Raw genomic sequence first — 18,103 nt, 5'->3', positions numbered from 1 at the left:
TATCGAGGAGGTTCCTATGCATACGAGCCGTCGCGACTTGCTGTTGACTGGGGCTTGCGCTGCGTCCATCGGGCTAATCTGGACCGCCACCGCGCGGCTCAGGGCCGAACAACCCAATCCGCCACCAGAGACAACGACAATCCGTTTGGCGAAGAATCCCAGCATCTGTATCGCTCCGCAGTACGTGCTGAGCGACCTTTTGAATGCCGAGGGGTTCACCAACGTCGTTTACGTAGATTCTGATGCCGGCGTGGAGCAAACCAAAGCAATTGCGAAGGGCGACATCGATTTCACCTTGCATTTCTCCGGTCCACTTCTTCTTGAGATCGATAGGGGTGCAAGCATTACCGTTGTGGCTGGGGTTCATGTTGGCTGCTTTGAACTATTCGCCAAGGAGGACATACGCAGCGTCGCTGATCTGAAGGGTCACACGGTAGGCCAGCAAGGGGTCGGAAGTAGCCCGCACGTTTTCATCAGCGCGATGGCAACCCTTGTCGGGCTCGATCCTGCCAAGGATATCGAGTGGGTGACGAGCGCGTCAGTCAAACCGATCGAGTTGTTTGCCGCGGGCAAGATCGATGCCTTCCTCGGATTTCCTCCCGAACCACAGCGCTTGCGCGCGCAGCACATCGGCCATGTTATCGTCAACAGTGCCCTGGATCGCCCATGGTCACAGTATTTTTGCTGCATGCTGGCGGGTAACCGCGAATTCGTCCGAAAGAATCCCTCGCCACCAAGCGCGTGGTTCGTGCCATGTTGCGCGCGACGGATTTGTGCGTGAGCGAACCGGCTCTGGTTGCCCAGCGCATGGTAGACAGGGGTTTCACGCCCCGCCACGATTATGCGGTTCAGACACTTGCGGACGTACCCTACAACCGCTGGCGAGACTACGATCCCGAAGATACCATCCGCTTTTACGCACTTCGTCTGCGCGAAGCGAAGATGCTGAAATCGAACCCAGCGAAACTTATCACGGATGCCGTCGATTGGCGGTTCCTCAACGAGGTTCGACGTGAACTTGGAAGCTGACCCGGCTTCGTTTCTTGGTCAACGCGAGCTCGCTGCAACGTCGCGAGCAAGTGGAGGCAGCGCGTCCGTGAAGTATGGTCTATTCGGCTTCGCTTCGCGACCCTCACTACGCACAAAGTTGCTGATGGCCTTCCTCGTCATCGAGGCGCTCTTGGTTTCGGTTGGGCTAATTGGCCTTCTTTCCTTGCGCGAAGCAGATCAGAGGACGAACCAGGTCGTAGCCCTGCAGCACAAGATCGAAGCCTACCGACAAATGCAACACGCAACGCTTCGACAGCTTTACGTCGTCTCCACGGCTCTCGCCTTTCCGAACGAAACGACATTGGCCGCTGCGCTGCGGCAGATCAACCAGTTTGGCTACGACCTTGACCGCGTCTCGTTCGTCGCCAAAGATGAAGTGACGCTGCTCAATCAATTGCGCGAAGAGTACGGCCGCTTCATTGCTGTAGTCGCCCACATTGTCGATCTCATCCGCAATGGGCGGACGGCTGAGGCCAAGCAGAGCGAACTCCGGGAGCTCAGCCCTCTCGCGGACAAGTTGGAACGGTTGACCAATCAATTGGTCAACCGGGCTGAAGCTGACATGGTGGCTGGCATAGATGCGAGCCAGAAAACCTATGCCCGATCTCAAATACTTGTCGGTGCCGTCGCGCTCGCAAGTTTCATACTTACGCTGGTATTGGGACATGCGATCTCCCGATCTGTGATTGACCCAGTTCGCATTATCCACGACGGTCTGAATCGAATCGCAGCCGGTGACTTCAGCCAGCGCATTGAGGTTCCCAATCGGGACGAACTTGGGGAGCTTGCGGCACACGTCAACTTAACCTGCAAAGAGCTGCAACAGCTCTACGAAAATCTTGCGGAGGCGAGCCGGCACAAATCGCAGTTTCTTGCAAACATGAGCCATGAACTGCGGACGCCGCTGAACGCGGTACTCGGCTTTTCGGAGCTCCTGCTGGACGGCATATACGGCAACCCTCCGGACAAAATGCGGCCAGCCCTTGAACGAATCCAACGGAACGGCAGACATTTGCTTGGGCTGATCAACGATGTCCTCGACCTCTCCAAGATCGAAGCTGGACAGCTTCGCCTCTCTTTGGCCGACTATTCTGTGGAAGAACTGGTTAGTGGTGTTTATACCTCGGTTGAGTCTCTCGCGGCCGAAAAGAATTTGGAATTGAGAATTGCCGTTCCCAATGGTCTACCGCCGGCGCGGGGAGACGAGCGCAGGCTTGCCCAGGTTCTGCTCAATCTTGTCGGTAACGCCATCAAATTTACGGAGGCGGGAGAAGTTCGGATCGAGGTGGAGGCCAAAGGGGACTCTTACATATTCTCCGTCCAGGACACGGGTCCGGGCATTGACGAAACCGATCAAGCAAAGATCTTCCAAGAATTTCAGCAGGTCGACAATTCGATCACCAAGGCAAAGGGAGGCGCGGGATTGGGCCTCGCCATCGCTAAGCTCATTGTGGAGATGCATGGTGGGCGGCTCTGGGTAGAATCCCGCCCCGGTCGCGGCGCAAGATTTTCCTTCTGGGTGCAAGCCCGGCTTGAGCAACAGGCGACACAGACATGAGCAAGCGCGTATTGGTGGTCGAAGATCAGGAGGATAATCGGCAAATTCTGCGCGATCTCCTTGCGAGCGCCGGCTACGAAATGATTGAAGCGTACGACGGCGAAGAAGCACTCATAGCTGCGCGAAGCCAAAAGCCGGACCTCATTCTGATGGATATCCAGCTGCCTAATCTTGACGGCTACGAGGCGACGCGGCGCATAAAAGCACAATCGGACCTCCGTCATATTCCCATCGTGGTCGTTACCTCCTACGCACTTAGCGGGGATGAAGAAAAGGCGCGCGCGGCTGGTTGCGATGCTTATGTCGCGAAGCCCTACAGCGCACGAAAACTACTCGAAATGATCAATGGATATTTGACATAGGTTCCAGTGCGCCTCGACCGGGAACAGAAATGCATGATCCGCCTCGAATCTTGATTGCAGACGACAACGAAACGAATCGTTGCATTCTTGTCGCGCGGCTCACCGCGCAGGGGTATGAGGCAAGGGAGGCTGAAGACGGCGAGAGAGCGCTTGCGGTCGCGCGTGAGGATGCGCCGGACGTCATTCTGCTCGATGTCATGATGCCGAAAGTCGATGGCGTTGAGGTCTGCCGGCGATTAAAGCACGATGCCTCGCTTGGATTTGTTCCAATCATCATGGTTACCGCGCGAGCCGATTCAAGGGATGTCGTCACAGGACTTAACGCAGGCGCAGACGAGTATCTGACCAAACCTGTCGACCATGCAGCGTTGGTTGCGCGTGTGCACTCCATGCTCCGCATCAAAGAATTGCACGATCGAGCGGAAGCCCAGGCGAATGAACTCGCGTCGTGGAATAGAACGCTCGAGGTGCGTGTCGCCGAGCAGATAGCGCAAATCGAACGTGTTAGTCGTTTGAAGCGTTTTCTTTCGCCGCAGGTCGCAGAACTCATTCTTTCTTCTTCGCCAAATGAGTCCCTGGCGACCCATCGCAGACAGGTAACGATAGTCTTCTGTGACTTGCGAGGATTTACCGCTTTCTCAGAAGTTGCCGAGCCCGAGGAGGTGATGGCCGTTATGAGAGAGTATCACACAGCCTTGGGCTCTCTTGTCCATGAGTTTGAAGGCACGTTGGAGAGATTTATGGGGGATGGAATCATGGTCATTTTCGGAGATCCGATTCCTTGTCCCGATCCATGCGCACGAGCTGTGCAAATGGCGGTCGCGATGCGGAGCCGTCTATCTGAATTGTCCTGTAAATGGCGGCGGGAAAGCCACGAACTTGGTTTTGGGATCGGTATCGCACACGGATATGCGACGCTTGGCCCTATCGGTTTCGAGGGCCGCTCCGAGTACAGCGCGATCGGGACGGTGGTCAATCTCGCGGCCCGGTTGTGTGCGGAGGCGCGGGACGGCCAGATTCTCATCGATAGCAAGGTGCGCGCGGCGATCGACGAGAGAACGACGACACAGACGGTAGGCGAACTCACGCTCAAGGGCTTGCATCGTCCTATCACCGCCTACAACGTAGTTGAGACGACTTGAGTATGCGTCAATATCAATCAATTCGCGCTGAGCGACCGATCTAGGCCGACCGTCAGTCGAACTGAGAGCGAACCTGAGATCTGAGATCAATTTGAACGCCGCCCTGAGCCCAGCCGTTTGTGGTTGACGTCATTGCAGGGAGACTTGCCGTGTCTGCTGTGGCTCCTAGCTGACTCGCAGCGCCGTCTGCCGAATCGTCAGCTTTTGACCGATTGTGTTGCAAAAGTCGGCTGTAACCGACGGATATCTTTCGGCCATTCGGTAAGGCCGACCGGCTTTGATCCGTCGCCCCTAACGCTCTCAACGCAACTCCTACGCTACGCAATGCACAGAGCACGAGCGGGTGGTGGTCGTGCAACGAGCGACGCGAGGCGCCTCAGATTTTGTGCGATGGCAGCCAGAACAAATTCATCCTGGGCGCCCCGTGGGCCACGAAGCCGAAGCCGACCAAGCCTCAGGATGCGCTTCAAGTGCGCAAACCGCATCTCGATCTTCTTGCGCTGACGTCGCGACGTCTCGAAGCTCTCGGTGCCAGCGAACGACCGGGCGACGTCCCGGGCGTGCTCATGTATGTCGCGCGGGATCTTGCGCGATGGTTCTTTTGGACAGCACTGCGGTTTAAGCGGGCATGCGTCGCAGTCGAGCTTACTCGCACGATACAGAAGCGTTTTGCCCTCGTGCACGGTGCCACTCGTCCCGAGCCGCTTTCCGCCCGGGCAGTGGTAGACGTCGCTGGTCGGATCATATCGAAAGTCGCTGCGCGAGAAGGTACCGTCATCTCGCTTCGACTTGTCGAACACGGGGATATGTGGCGCGATGCCCTTCTCCTCGACCAGCCAGTTCAGCATCGGAGCAGCCCCGTAAGCGGTATCCCCGACAAGCCGTTCCGGCTTGAGACCAAAGCGCTCCTCTGTTCGTTCGATCATTGTCCTCGCCGCTCCGACCTCGGCCTGGCGAATGGAGCGGGACGCCTCAACATCAACGATGACGCCGAACTTCACGTCGATGAGATAATTGTCGGAGTAAGCGAAGAATGCTGGTCCCTTGTGAGCTCCGGTCCACTGGGCCGCGGGATCGGACAGCGAGATGAACTTCGGGACAACGTCACTGGCCGCACCCCACGCCGTATCGTCGAGGGTTGCCAGATACTCCTTCACCGCGCGGCTTGACCTCGCCGGATCGCGATCCCTGCGCCAATCCTGACCCGCGATCGAGCGCTGCTTGTTGGCATCTGCCTGGATCAGGCTCGCGTCTACCGCAAAACCTTCGCCACCAACCAGACCGGCCACAATGCACGCCTCGACGATATGTTCGAACACGCGACGAACGACATCTCCCTCGCGAAAGCGCTCATTGCGGGCCCGCGAGAAGGCCGAATGATCCGGGATAGCATCCTCGATACCGAGCTTGCAGAACCACCGATAGGCGAGGTTCACCTGCACTTCACGGCAGAGCAGCCGCTCCGAGCGGATCGCGAAGACATATCCCACGATCAGCATCCGGATCATCAGCTCCGGATCGATCGACGGGCGACCCATGGGCGAATAATGAGGAGCTAGTTCGCTGCGAAGCCAAGACAGATCGAGCGCAGTGTCGATCTTCCGCACCAGATGATCTTCGGGAACCGCGTCGCTGAGATGAAACTCGTAGAACAGTTGACCTTGGTCACTCTTCAGACGGCCCATCATGGATCGACCTCGTCGCGATTCGCGTCAACACAACGGAATCACGCTTGCCAGCTCGTCTCAACTGACTTTTGCAACAAAATCGACCCAAAACGGTCATTTACCCGTTCGGTTCCGAGGTCCGCGGCGAATTGGCCCGAGCGACCGGTGACCGTGAATTTAATGGAGCGGTCGTCGGCCCCAGTGATGTTGCCCGACATGGTCTCGTCAGTGGCCTGAGTTTCTAGAACGTCATCTTGTTGAGCGATCTAAAGTGATTATGGCCGTACTGAGAGGAGTGCGCAGGGCTGGCCTTTGCGAGCCAGGCGGCAGCAATAGGATCAATCGGAGCGCCTGATGGTTGCACACCAGCAAACGGAGATGCCTTTTCCCGCGAACCGCGCGGCGAGTTCCAGGAGGTGAGGCCCGAAGCTGTTCTGTTCGCGATGTTCGACGGCCACGATCGTATCGGCTGCAGGGTGGAATGGTCCGCCTTGCGTGATCGCGCGGCCGCGGACGGCACGATCCTAACGACTTCCAGCCACGTTTAAGAGGCATCGGGGGACAATCGAGCAGATAGCAAGCGAACAGTTCGATGCAGGCGAGAAGATGCCGGTTATTGCGTCTGAGCACCTTAGCGATGTCTGTCCAACCTCCAGTGTGGTGGCTCGGAGAAGGCGGACCTGATTCCAAGGGCCCCATCAGAACGCGGGCCGGCGAATCGAGTGCAATGCTGACGGATTCACATATGCAGGCGCGGGAACTTAAAATGATCCTAATCTAGCCGGCCGCTCTGGTTTCGATCCGGCGCGGGAAAGCGGCCTCGACATTCGATCCAAACCTCCAGATGCCGAGGCCGTCGTATTGTTCACAAAGATACAGTCGTGGTGGGAGGTCGGATGTATAGTCGCGTTGCTGATTTGCGCCAACGTTTCGAAGCACTTGCTTCTAAGCTTTCCGAATTGGAAGAGATTCAACAAAAAGTAGCTCAAGCCGAAGATGAGGCTCGCGCAAAGCAGGGAACTAGCGTGACGCGAGATCGGTTGCATCCGGCGCCACAGCCAAAACAAGCGTAGGGGCATATTCGAGGAACCGGTAATTGCTTGCCGGCCTCACGTTTACGGACCAAACGGGGCGTTGGTTCGGGTGCGATCATGGACAAAGAGCAATTAGGGCGGATGTCCATCGATGAACTGTGGGCCCTCCACACAGAGGTCGATGAGATCCTCGCCGCAAGAATAGTCGCCAAAAGGACAGAGCTCGAAAGGCGGCTTGCGCGACTCCAACCCGACCAAGACACAGGCCGACTAGCGCATGCTATCCGGAGCGGGTCTCTGACCTAGGGCTCGGCCCCAATGACGGGCAAGCTCAGCTGGAGGCCTCTTGCTTTCCAGGACGTCTCTTCTATGTCGCCTTTCGGCAGGGAAGCGGACGACGCGCGCCAGTCTGGCGCTTTTCGCCCGCGCTATGATGCCGGCGCTATGCGGATCTCGGCGGACAGTCGCGCGGATTAATGTGGGGTCGGTTCCTCTTCTTCTTTTTTGGCCATGTAGATGATCGAGGACCTCGCCGAGATCTCGCATACCCAGGATTTCTCCGCCGACCGGCAGCGGATGAAGTTCTCCCGATCGTCCCGGGGCGTCCAGCCGAGAGGCTTGCCTTCCCCCACCATCCGGCGATGCCGCGAAGCGGCAGGGCGAGTTGCACGTCGATGTGCCGCATGGCGTTGCGTGGATGAAGTCCTGCAGCGGCAGCCGGCACGCGCCGAAGTCCTCAAGCACGAAGTAGATGTCCCGGTCGAGGCGATCAGTTGAGGGCGATCGAGGGCGATGGACGCACACGCCTATTCCGAAACGCGGTGGCGGAGAGACGGCCCCGACTTTGGGCAACGAGTGCTAGGGAGATCTAGCCGGGGCCGCTCCGACGGCTCGGCGGGGCCGTCGCAAAGTCAAATTGTTCTCGATGCCTTGTGTTCCATCTGCGCAAGGCCGCCAATACTCGTTGCGACTCGGGCGCAATGTCTTCGGAAGCTCTCGCTTCTCGTTAGGTCAAGGCGAGCTCACCCAGCGCCGGACGGTGTAGAGAACCGCGCGGAATGCGAACGAAAAGGCCTCAGCCGCTGTCTGGACGGCTGAGGCCAAGTTGGATCCTTGCGTCTGTTAACCGCGAGCAAGGCTTGTTCTAACGAAAGGCAGCTCTAGCTAGTTCCTGGATGGCCACTCTCGCACTACTTTATTGGCGCGCCGATCGATATTTTTAATGAAAGCTTGGCGTGTCGTATCAGATGATACGTGTCGTGGGTGGGATCTGCTGCAGCATTGCGCTGAGCTACCCGCCAAAAAGACCGGCCTACGACAGGACTGGCCGCTCTACTGCGGCTTATGTGCTTCTTTCGGGAGATGCGCGTGAGTAAGCTTCGTCGTCGCATTGAACACACCGCCTCGTTCGCGCAGCGCCTCATTGAGGAAGCTGCCAAGTTTCGAGAGGCCGCCGAGCGGTTGCCCCCGGGTACCGAGCGCGAACTTTTAAAGAAGCGGGTCAGGCAAGCCGAGGCTGCTCTGCAAATCAATGATCGGCTAGCTGCACCCCAGTCGGCACCGCCAGCTGCGCTCGGGCATGTGCTCGCGACGAAACACAGATAGGGCATCTCGTGAAGCTGCTGACCGAATATCTTGAGCGAGCGGTCCAGCTTGAAGGGTTGGCGGCCCATGAGCCGAATTCAGCCTTCAAGTCTCAACTGCTTCAACAAGCCGGCGCCTATCGGAAGCTGGCTGGCAAGCGTGCGAAGGACTATGGACTGCCGCCACCCAGTCCACCGGAAATTGGCACGCCTTGAGTTAAGCCCTTCATTTGAACGCATCGGCAATGCGTGTAATCGCCGGGTGCGACCGGTTTTGACCAATCCTTGGTCCAGGCGATAGCGCCGTCGCCGTTTCGAAGCCCGGCCCTCGAACCCATGCGGCCGGCCGAGCCTAAGAGATCGGGCGAGGCGCCTAGTCCAAGAGGCGCCTAGTTCAAAAGGAGCGCCGCATGCCGTCAGGCCGCCCGCTCAGCACGCTGACGGTCGTGTCGCTGATCTCAAAAAGAACGCTGCCGGGCTCGAAATGCATGTCCCAGGCAGGGTCTCGAGGTTCGCGACGATCTTGGACCAATTATGCGGGTGCGGTTCACGGTCGAAATCGAGCGCATTAGAAAGCAATAAGGCGGCTTCAATCGGCAGCTTCGCCGTTTTTTAACCCGCTGTCGCGCTGTTATTGGCACAAGCTGCACAGGCGAAAACAATTCTCTTATGCTAATTTCGAGCATGGGCGAAGAACTACTAGTGCGAGCGTTGTTAGTTGGTGCCGGTGCCTTCACCGTGGGTGCCATCTCTGCCGTCCTATTCAGCTTTTGATCTATCTCAAGAGCGCACCTCCAGCGAAAATCCTGTGTCGCAGCGGGAGCCCTAGGCAATGCGACCATGGATGATATGGACGCTGACCAGGCATCGATCTGCTCGCCATCCTGTCCTTGAGCATGTAAGGCCGCCTCCGTTGGCGGCCTCTTGTCGGTTCACGGTGGCGGGCCTTTAGAGCCTTTCATTGCTTAATTGAATCGGAGGGGATTCCGGTTTTTGGCGGATTGTGATTCAAGATGCTGACTGGATTGGAGGCCAGCATCGCATGACCCGACCTCTTTCCCTGGATCTTCGCGAGCGTGTGGTGGCTGCGGTTTTGGCGGGCGAGAGCTGCCGGTCTGTGGCGGAACGGTTTGGTGTTGCGGTCTCGTCGGTTGTGAAGTGGTCACAGCGGCAGCGGGCGACCGGCTCGGTTGTGCCTGGCAAGATGGGCGGTCACCGCAAGCCTGTGCTCGATCCGCACCGCGCCTTCATCGTCGAGCGGATCACTCAAACGCCGCACCTGACGCTGCATGGTCTGAAGGCGGAACTGGCAGCCCGTGGGGTCAAGGTCTCACACAACGCGGTCTGGCTGTTCCTGCGCCGGGAAGGGCTGCGGTTCAAAAAAAACACTGTTCGCCCTCGAACAGGCTCGCGCCGACGTCTCGCGTAGGCGCCAGCGTTGGCGATCCTGGCAGGCCGGACTTGATCCGGGCCGGCTCGTCTTCATCGATGAGACCTGGATCAAGACCAACATGGCCCCTTTGCGGGGCTGGGGCCCCAAAGGGGCACGCCTGCGCGGCTTCGCCCCACACGGTCACTGGCGTACCCTCACATTCCTCGGCGCGCTCCGCCATGACCAACTCACGGCACCCTGCGTCTTCGACGGCCCGATCAACGGCGAATGCTTCCGCGCTTATGTGAAGCACCTTCTCCTGCCAACCCTGCGCGAAGGCGACATCGTCATTCTCGACAATCTCGGAAGCCACAAGTCCAAAGCTGTCAGGCAGATGATCCAGGCTGCTGGCGCCAGGCTCTGGTACCTGCCGCCATACTCGCCCGACCTCAACCCGATCGAACAGGCCTTCTCCAAGATCAAACACTGGATGCGGCAAGCTCAGAAGCGCACCATCGAGGACACTTGGCGCCACATCGGTCACCTCGTCCACGACATCCAGCCTCGCGAATGCGCCAACTACTTCGCCAACGCCGGTTACGCTTCAGTCAAAATGTGAAACGCTCTAGACGAGGGGGAACCTATGGCGCGGCTGAAAAGCTGATATGGTGGACGTATCGAGGGGTTGATTGGGGGCGGGGGGAATGTCACGGAATCGTCGTACCTTGCCGATCGCGGCAGATCTAAACGTTGTCAGTCACGAACTCCGCGGGGGAAATCGCATAGTTGTGACGTCTTCCGCGGGACCGAAGCTTGCCGGCAAGCCTGGCGTAATTGTCACCAAGGGCTCAACGCGAAGCCAAGTCCGGGTTCTACTGGACGGCTCAAGGCAGTCAATCACCCTTCACGTGCGTTTCGTGAAACCGGCTGACCTGAATTGATCGTAAAATATTCGACTTGGCCAGCCACCTCATCCGCAACGATGGTTTGGCGTGTGCAACTGGCGCCTAGGCAACCTCTTCAACGCGGACGCGCGCTTGAGGCTTTAGCCGCTTTCGAGCGACGACGCCGACGGTAATCGTCTTCTTTCATTTTGGCCCGGCAAGCTACGGCTCATTATTCCGGACATACCAAACACAGCCGAGTCATGGACGGAACGGCCCCAAGCCCATCTCCGGGGCTGGTAGGGGACGAGCCGGGGCCGCCAGCGCACGCAAACTCAACGCATGCGCCAGCAGTAATCTCAGCCGGGAAACGCTCCTTGTATGTACTAAATGACGAATATCGCGGATTAATTTTTGTGGCTCATGGAGAAGACGGCTCCGGCTGACCGCGGGGGCTTGAGCCAGAGCCGTCCCACCGGCCCTTCCGGCCAGCCCGCCGTGAAGGGACGGCCATCAAGCAATCCCGTCCCGTTCGCGTCGTTCCTAGCTGTTGGTGCGCAGGTCTTGGCATCTCGTGAGCCGCACATAGGTGCCGCTCTCATGGAGCGCGAGCCAGCCGCTCCGCGGGTCGGTGACGTTGAGCTGGGGGCTGTATATCAGGACTTCTTCTGAGCGTGCTCCGCCTCGATGGCGCGGAGCAGGGCGGCAAGGCTGGGATATTCCATGCCTTTGCGGGCGTAGCAGTTGACGTGCTCGACATAGCGGGCCAGTCCGTCGGGCTTGCCGTGCCAGCTGAATAGCAGAACGGCGCTGTTGTGCTGGCGCAGAACGTGGCCGGCGCCATTACCGAAATACTTGCTCATGGCGTGGCGCTTCATGGCCGCGCCTCCAGCTTCACCAGCTCGACTCGTCCATTTCCGAAAAAGCATTCGGAACGCAGACGTTCCTATTTTGAGGCGAGGAGATCCTCGCCGGGACGAGGAGTTCACGTAAGTCCCGCTCTCGTGAAGCATCAGCCAGCCCTTCTCGACCGCGTAGCGATGCCGGCGCCGACCTCACTTCCGCTGCCCTTCAAGGTGTAGAGAAACGGCGCATTGATTCTCTCAATGTATATGTGACCGTCCTGGACCAACTCGATGGTCGCGGCGAGTTGGCTGGCGGGCCGCGGCTTCCGGATCTGCTTGGGGACGTTCGGCCGTGAATTTCGCCATGTCTATTGCTCTTCGGTCGGGTTAACCCATTTCTAGGGCGTAATCTGCCTTGTCTCGGTTAGCTTGATCATGCGGGCTGGCGGCGCGTAGCGGCTGGCGCGACAGGAGCGGCATTTCAGCGAAGTTTCGAGTTTCCAGAGCGGCGTATCCCCGGGCCGGCGCATGGCGTCCAGCGGGAGACTGGCGCGGGTTTTACAGCGGGCGCATTTGACCTCTAGCCAAGCAAGCCCGCCGTTGAGGCGCTGGCGATTGCCGGGGTTGGCTGGGCAGGGCCGCCGTACTGCGAAGGGACCAGGCTTCCGCCTCCGCCCGGTCGGCCTGTCGAACGGCCTTCTGGGCACGCTCACGGGCCCCCGGGCGTGGATCCTCGCGCCCATGATTTGGCCGCCCCAGATGACCTCTCTCGACTTAGTCCCCATGCCGAATTGATTCCGCGGGAAGTAGCAGGAGGCAAACCGCTAGGTTTTGAGGTGCAGTCGAGAGCGCACACCTCAATTCAGTCAAGCGCGATACTGAGCTCGTCCGCGCCAAGCACCGTGTCGACTAACAGCAGAGGCCCGCCGTCCAAGGAGCCAAGTCTGAGAAGAAGCCGAAGAAGGCCGCCAACGGTCAAAAAGAGATGCGGATGCCTATCGCGGCAAGAAGCCGGCGAAGGACGATCAGCCAAGAAGCTTGGGGCCAAACCGCGGCGGACATCGGCCTAGTCCGGACCTTACGGAACGTAGGAACCGGACAAAGCGAGACCTGTTGCTCCGTCACGACCCTAGGAGGACCCACATGGACATGAAGGATACTTCGGCAATGACGGAAGCTTCGACGAGCAGGGCGGTGTCGAGCAGACTTCCGGCCACAGGTCGGAGCCCGGGGCTGAGACGAGAGGACGCCATCAATCAGAGCGTTCGCCTTCGCTGGATTCTGCTATGCGCTGGGCGGATCAGCTGCGTGAGATGACCGTGAAGGCGCCTTTACGCTCGCTCGGTGTCGCGTTCCTACTCGGAGCGTGGCTTACACGCCGGCGATAGGGAGAGACAAATGAAGCTTCTCGCGATCGTTGTCACTATCTTGCTGAGCACCTCTTCGGTCGCCATGGCGCAAAGCTCTGGAGGCAGTTCAGGTAGTTCGTCATCCAGCGGCGGCGCTAGTTCAGCCGGTTCGAGCGGCGCAGGTGGCTCGACGCTGTCGAACGGGACCACACTAAGCGGCACAGGCGGTTCGCCCGGCCCTAACGCGTCCAGTGCGAAAAGGCACGGGACCACGGGAGAGAGATTCGGCGCAACGGTTCGTGACCAGAACGGCGGTGGATCCAGATCGACGTACAATACGCCAACTGCAGACGCGGCAGTCCGGCAACTGGGAGACACTAATCCTGGCATCTTGAAGAAGTAACGTCGGTAAAGGCGGCGGCTGCACGGCTAACCCAAGTGGCGCATTTTTCGCTGCTGGCCCGATGCCGACACGCGGCATCGGCTCTGATCAATGCCCGCTAGTGACCGCATTCGGAAGTGGTCCCATGCTCAAGGCCGTAGCTCGAAATGCCACCAGTTCATCATACGTGGCCGTAGGCGTCTCGCGATCGGATGACCGGAGTCCCATTTTGGCGAACGGTTGACGAGGGGCAATTTCCCTGGGTTCGACGCGCGCAAATGTTCCAAGCGCGCCGACAAGACTTCTTTGTATGATTGATCGTCGTGCGGCGCTCACCGTGGTTTCCTGGAAAAGCTGCTCTATTGACAGCGCTGATCACAGCACGGTGATTGGCTGAAACAGCGTGACGCCTGAGACGGGCGCTTGCAGTCGCGCTGGCGCAGGTGCTGGAGTGATATAATGACAAGTCCCGAAGAAGCGGATATTGCGATCTCGATCTATGAACGAAGGCGACGTGCCCCGTTGCATTTTGCGCAGCCCGAACCAGACGCCTGCCTCTAATTTTTAATAGCCGCGTCGCTTGAACCTTGGTGTCCGCATCGCAGACATAGCAACAACCGGGACTTTTGGGAGCGGCCCAAGGTAATCTCAAGTGCGGTCCACACATCCCGGCGGATTAACCTGATTGGGAAGTCGCAGTGCACATCTCTTCTTATGGAGATTGCAGTGACGAAGATATGTTTTATGGCCACCATTCGGGTGGTGATCGTGTTGCTGGTCTGGGACTTCGCGGCGCACGCGCACGATCATAGCCGTACCGAACTCAATAGCTGGTTCGAGAGCCTCAAAAGTGGCAAGGGGCCCTGCTGTTCCGATGCCGACGGCACGGCGCTGTCTGACGCCGACTGGGAGGTGAGAGACGGCCACTACCGCGTGCTCATCAACGGCCAATGGTGGGACGTACCGGACGAGGCCGTGATCAAGGAGCCGAACCGCGATGGTCGCACGATGGTCTGGCCATTCTACAACTGGACGCTCGGCAAGGCGCTGCAGATCGACATCCGGTGTTTCATTCCCGGAGCCATGATGTAACCGATATAGCGTTTTCGAACGAAAGCCTATTCCTGCAGCTGGTGGTCGGTTGTTAGCCCGATAGTGAAGTTCGGCTTGGCTCCGAAGCGGTCCGCTGATCGGGACAGATGGGAAGTGACAGGGCATTAGCCAAACCGACGCTCGTGACCCAAAGTAGGCCCGTCGTCCGCCCTTGGACTCTCTCCGCATCTACGCCCTGACGTCGGCTTGCCGGGGCTAACGGACCAAGGACGGATATGGCGCGATGCCCGCATATGACCCGAAGCCGTCATTCCCGCGCGGCCTTGGATTCACCTATCTTACCCCACATCCGAACCGGCTTCTCCTGCATGCCAACCCTTCTCTGTAGCCTGATAACGCTCTCCGTGTTTCACCAGCCAGCCGCCTTCAACCATCTTCTCTGCCAAAGCCTTCGAGCATGCCGGCTGGTTGCTGCCGGGGTAATACAGACCGTCTCTGCGCTCGACTATAAAACCGTAGACGCGCACCAGGCGAAGCGCTTTCAGCATGCCGGGAATGAGAACTACGGTCGTGCTCGTCATTGCTCTCCAAGCAACGCCGTCACCGAACGTTCCCGAAGCCACTCGGCAAAACCTGCGTCAAATTTATCGATTCCTAGCAGCTCGGAACGAGCGTGAGCCACTGCGGGTCGTGGGTGTGGAAAAGCTAAGGAGCGTCGATCACCCAGAGAGCGCGACAGGAAGAGGCCCGCGGCGGCCTCGGCGAGAACCGACCCATCGCCTAACGCGCGTCGGACGATGGGCCGTCCCGGGTGGATGTCGCGAAGCTGGAGGCTGGAGTGATCCAGGTATCGCGCCACAGACCGAAATCTTAATCCTCTACGCTGGAGAGTCGTTCCTTGCCAGATAGCTCCGATGGACGCGGATGCCGTCAACAGAGGCGGCTTACGGTTTCAAACATAAGCAAGTCGTGCGCATAATGCGCTATGGCAAATGCGTCGGAAATCCGCCTGGTTCGGGTCATGACCGATAATCGCGAGCATAAGCTCTGGGCGGTGGCGGCTCCTCGCGACCAAGCGGTTAATGCGGTCTTGGATGTCGTTCCGGAAGGATGGAGCGCGGCCTTGCTCGATAGCGAATTGAGCCATCAGGAGGCAGAGGCCCTGAACCTCCGGCCGGGTGACGTTCGCGAGATCACGTCGCGAGGAAATTAGACCTCTCTCTATTTTTCCTTTTCCGCCAGATTCACCACCCGCGCCGTTGGAGGCGACGACGGCCCTTTGCCGGAACGGCGGATGCGGCTGCGGCGCCGCCAATTCCTGGCAATAAGTCCGATCGATGTTGAGCTGCATGAGCCCATAACAATCGCACGCGACCCTCTCCAGCCGTGTCCGATCGATTTCGATAAACCCGCGCCGGTCGGACGGGACGGCGCCGACCTCGCGTAACTTGCTCATCGTCAGAGTCACTGTCGTCCGCCGCACCCCAACCAATTGCGCAAGCGCCTCATGCGTCACCGGAAGTAGGTCATTGGGTACGCGGTCGTGAAGCTGCAGGAGCCACCGCGCCAAGCGGCCGTCAACCCGGTGCAGCGCGTTGCAAGCGGCTACGTGCTGGAGCTGCAATAACACCGCGCGGGCGTGGACCTGCACGACGTTCCTGATGGCTGCGCTTTGCGCATAGGCAGCTCGAAATTTGGCGGCGGAAATCAGCGACGCTGTGCCGGCTATGCGAGCAATCGCGGTCACGGAGGAAAGCGAGGGGCCCAGCACGGAGAACGAGGCCAAGGCGCCCTCCCGTCCCATCAAGGTGGTTGCGACCGATTGCCCGTCCGGCATATCGAGCATGAAGGCGATCGCGCCGCTATGGGGAAAATAAACGGGATCGAGCTCATCGCCCGAGCGGACAAGGACGGCATCGGGTTCGAACGAGACCTTCTTGAAGTAAGGGGTGAGCAAGCCGAGATCCGCAGGCGGCAACGCCGCCAATAGCCGATTCCCGAGGCCAGCGCGGCGGGCGGTCACGACGCCTTCTCTGAACGAGCACTCAACGAACGAAGGTATCCGCTCATTTCATCCACGATGGTCATCCGAAATTCAAATTGCCGAAGGAAACTATCCAAACAGAGCGATCAATCGAGATCAAGCACGGATATTTGCGGGAGCTCTTGCATACATCATACTATTCACGATCTTTGCCACTCAGCGTGGTGCGCGCGGAGTGAACGAGCAGCGAGAGTTGCGGCAGCGCGCGAGTCTGCTTTTGGCCGATTTTGTTGCAAAAGTCGGCTGTAACCGACGAATATCTTTCGGCCATTCGGTAAGGCCGGCCGGCTTTGATCCGCCGACCCTGACGCTCTCAACACAACTCCTACGCTACGCAATGCACAGAGCATGAGCGGGTGGTGCTCGCGCAACGAGCGACGCGAGGCGCCTCAGATTTGAGCGATGGCAGCCAGAACAAACTCGTCCTGGGGCCTTGTGGGCCACGAAGCCGAAGCCGACCAAGCCTGAGGATGCGCTTCAAGTGCGCAAACCGCATTTCGATCTTCTTGCGCTGACGTCGCAAGGTCGCGAAGCTCTCGGTGCCAGCGAACGACTGGGCGACATCCCGGGCGTGCTCATGTATGTCGCGCGGGATCTTGCGCGATAGCTCTTTTGGACAGCACTGCGGTTTAAGCGGGCATGCGTCGCAGTCGAGCTTCCTCGCACGATACAGAAGCGTTTTGCCCTCGTGCACGGTGCCGCTCGTCCCGAGCCGCTTTCCGCCCGGGCAGTGATAGACGTCGCTGGTCGGATCATAGCGAAAGTCGCTGCGCGAGAAGGTACCGTCATCTCTTCGACTTGTCGAACACGGGGATATGTGGCGCGATGCCCTTCTCCTCGAAGCCAGTTCAGCATCGGCGCAGTCCCGTAAGCGGTATCCCCGACAAGCCGTTCCGGCTTGAGACCAAAGCGCTCCTCTGTTCGTTCGATCATTGTCCTCGCCGCTCCGACCTCGGCCTGGCGAATGGAGCGGGACGCCTCAACATCAACGATGATGCCGAACTTCACGTCGATGAGATAATTGTCGGAGTAAGCGAAGAACGCTGGTCCCTTGTGAGCTCCGGTCCACTGGGCCGCGGGATCGGACAGCGAGATGAACTTCGGGACAACGTCACTGGCCGCACCCACGCCGTATCGTCGAGGGTTGCCAGATACTGCTTCACCGCGCGGCTTGACCTCGCCGGATTGCGATCCTTGCGCCAATCCTGACCCGCGATCGAGCGCTGCTTGTTGGCATCTGCCTGGATCAGGCTCGCGTCTACCGCAAAACCTTCGCCACCAACCAGACCGGCCACAATGCACGCCTCGACGATATGTTCGCCAAGGGGGAGGGCGACAGCGTGGTCCAGGCCTATATCGCCGCCATGCCCGGCTGGAAGCAGGAGGTCGGGCGTTGGCTCGACCGGGTGATCGCGCGCGAGGCGCCGGGCGTACGCAAGGCGGTGAAGTGGAACACCCCCTTCTACGGCGCGCCCCATGGTGAGGGCTGGTTCCTGGGCTTTCACTGCATCACAAGTAGGTCAAAATCAGCTTCTTCCGCGGCGCCGCGCTGGATCCGCTGCCGCCGGTCGCTTCGAAGCAGGCCGAAGTCCGTTATTTCCATATCCACGAGGACGATCCGCGCGAGGAGGCGCTGTTCGCCAACTGGGTCCGACAGGCCAGCCGATTGCCGGGAGAGAAGATGTGAGTGAATTGACGCAAGCCGAGGAAATCGTCGCGACGCTGGCCGGGCTGGGCGATTGGCGCGGGGCCATGCTCACGCACTTGCGCGGTCTGAT

At 59.2% G+C, this 18,103-nt stretch carries 14 protein-coding genes and 4 pseudogenes; 12 read left to right on the top strand and 6 right to left on the bottom strand.

Annotated elements, in window-relative coordinates; translation table 11 throughout:
- The first annotated feature begins 16 nt into the window (after positions 1 to 16).
- Genes NLM27_RS43005 through NLM27_RS42980 form a run of 5 tightly spaced genes read left to right on the top strand, consistent with a single transcriptional unit; the run spans position 17 to position 4,112 of the window.
- Complete coding sequence (locus NLM27_RS43005) at positions 17 to 781, top strand: ABC transporter substrate-binding protein (RefSeq protein ID WP_254149352.1); 765 nt, start codon at positions 17 to 19, stop codon at positions 779 to 781.
- A complete protein-coding gene (locus NLM27_RS43000) occupies positions 778 to 1,029 on the top strand; it encodes a hypothetical protein (protein ID WP_254149351.1) in 252 nt (83 codons plus the stop codon). The genes NLM27_RS43005 and NLM27_RS43000 overlap by 4 nt, the downstream gene beginning before the upstream one ends.
- Positions 977 to 2,608, top strand: coding sequence for an ATP-binding protein (locus tag NLM27_RS42995; protein ID WP_256570474.1), 1,632 nt, complete (start codon positions 977 to 979; stop codon positions 2,606 to 2,608). The genes NLM27_RS43000 and NLM27_RS42995 overlap by 53 nt, the downstream gene beginning before the upstream one ends.
- On the top strand, positions 2,605 to 2,970 hold the full coding sequence (locus tag NLM27_RS42990; RefSeq protein ID WP_254149349.1) for a response regulator: 366 nt from the start codon (positions 2,605 to 2,607) through the stop codon (positions 2,968 to 2,970). The genes NLM27_RS42995 and NLM27_RS42990 overlap by 4 nt, the downstream gene beginning before the upstream one ends.
- Before the next feature lie 29 nt (positions 2,971 to 2,999).
- Positions 3,000 to 4,112, top strand: coding sequence for a response regulator (locus tag NLM27_RS42980; RefSeq protein WP_305887608.1), 1,113 nt, complete (start codon positions 3,000 to 3,002; stop codon positions 4,110 to 4,112).
- 317 nt (positions 4,113 to 4,429) lie between these two features.
- Here the strand turns inward: NLM27_RS42980 and NLM27_RS42975 are convergent, their stop codons facing one another.
- Positions 4,430 to 5,800 carry a transposase gene (locus tag NLM27_RS42975; RefSeq protein WP_254149348.1) on the bottom strand — a complete coding sequence of 457 codons (1,371 nt, stop codon included), beginning with the start codon at positions 5,798 to 5,800 and terminating at the stop codon, positions 4,430 to 4,432.
- A gap of 875 nt (positions 5,801 to 6,675) precedes the next feature.
- On the opposite strand from NLM27_RS42975, the gene NLM27_RS42970 reads away from it, so the two are divergent.
- From NLM27_RS42970 to NLM27_RS42950, 5 genes are all read left to right on the top strand, one after another.
- A complete protein-coding gene (locus NLM27_RS42970; protein WP_254149347.1) occupies positions 6,676 to 6,852 on the top strand; it encodes a hypothetical protein in 177 nt (58 codons plus the stop codon).
- A 477-nt stretch (positions 6,853 to 7,329) separates the two neighbouring features.
- Positions 7,330 to 7,590, top strand: a complete 261-nt coding sequence (locus tag NLM27_RS42965; RefSeq protein WP_254149346.1) for a hypothetical protein — start codon at positions 7,330 to 7,332, stop codon at positions 7,588 to 7,590.
- Between the two features lie 591 nt (positions 7,591 to 8,181).
- Positions 8,182 to 8,418, top strand: a complete 237-nt coding sequence (locus NLM27_RS42960; protein ID WP_254149345.1) for a hypothetical protein — start codon at positions 8,182 to 8,184, stop codon at positions 8,416 to 8,418.
- A gap of 8 nt (positions 8,419 to 8,426) precedes the next feature.
- Positions 8,427 to 8,612: a hypothetical protein gene (locus NLM27_RS42955; protein ID WP_254149344.1), complete on the top strand. Its 186-nt coding sequence runs from the start codon at positions 8,427 to 8,429 to the stop codon at positions 8,610 to 8,612.
- A gap of 826 nt (positions 8,613 to 9,438) precedes the next feature.
- Positions 9,439 to 10,387, top strand: a protein-coding gene (locus tag NLM27_RS42950; protein WP_254141712.1) for an IS630 family transposase whose coding sequence is annotated in 2 segments (ribosomal slippage) — positions 9,439 to 9,774 and positions 9,776 to 10,387 — 948 coding nt in all. Because the reading frame shifts where the segments join, the coding sequence is not laid out codon by codon here.
- A 921-nt stretch (positions 10,388 to 11,308) separates the two neighbouring features.
- Here NLM27_RS42950 and NLM27_RS42945 read toward each other — a convergent pair.
- Together NLM27_RS42945 and NLM27_RS42935 are read right to left on the bottom strand one after the other, a co-directional pair.
- Positions 11,309 to 11,530, bottom strand: a complete 222-nt coding sequence (locus NLM27_RS42945; RefSeq protein ID WP_254149343.1) for a hypothetical protein — start codon at positions 11,528 to 11,530, stop codon at positions 11,309 to 11,311.
- Positions 11,531 to 11,895: 365 nt separating this feature from the next.
- Positions 11,896 to 12,282: pseudogene (locus NLM27_RS42935) on the bottom strand (hypothetical protein).
- A 1,690-nt stretch (positions 12,283 to 13,972) separates the two neighbouring features.
- Between NLM27_RS42935 and NLM27_RS42930 the strand changes: the two are divergent.
- Entirely contained in the window at positions 13,973 to 14,320 is a 348-nt protein-coding gene (locus NLM27_RS42930; RefSeq protein ID WP_254149342.1) for a hypothetical protein, read from the top strand.
- A gap of 299 nt (positions 14,321 to 14,619) precedes the next feature.
- On the opposite strand, the gene NLM27_RS42925 is transcribed toward NLM27_RS42930, so the two are convergent.
- From NLM27_RS42925 to NLM27_RS42915, 3 genes and pseudogenes are all read right to left on the bottom strand, one after another.
- Positions 14,620 to 14,862 carry a hypothetical protein gene (locus NLM27_RS42925; protein ID WP_254149341.1) on the bottom strand — a complete coding sequence of 81 codons (243 nt, stop codon included), beginning with the start codon at positions 14,860 to 14,862 and terminating at the stop codon, positions 14,620 to 14,622.
- 668 nt (positions 14,863 to 15,530) lie between these two features.
- A pseudogene (locus tag NLM27_RS42920) lies at positions 15,531 to 16,304 on the bottom strand (Crp/Fnr family transcriptional regulator); the annotation flags it as partial.
- 351 nt (positions 16,305 to 16,655) lie between these two features.
- A pseudogene (locus NLM27_RS42915) lies at positions 16,656 to 17,644 on the bottom strand (transposase); the annotation flags it as partial.
- Here NLM27_RS42915 and NLM27_RS42910 point away from each other — a divergent pair.
- Positions 17,639 to 18,012: pseudogene (locus NLM27_RS42910) on the top strand (DUF1801 domain-containing protein). The pseudogenes NLM27_RS42915 and NLM27_RS42910 overlap by 6 nt on opposite strands.
- Positions 18,013 to 18,103 lie beyond the last annotated feature (91 nt).

The sequence above is a fragment of the Bradyrhizobium sp. CCGB12 genome, from assembly GCF_024199845.1.
Lineage (GTDB): Bacteria > Pseudomonadota > Alphaproteobacteria > Rhizobiales > Xanthobacteraceae > Bradyrhizobium.
The sequence above is the reverse complement of the archived record's forward strand: the minus strand, read 5'-3'. Positions and strand labels throughout refer to the sequence as shown.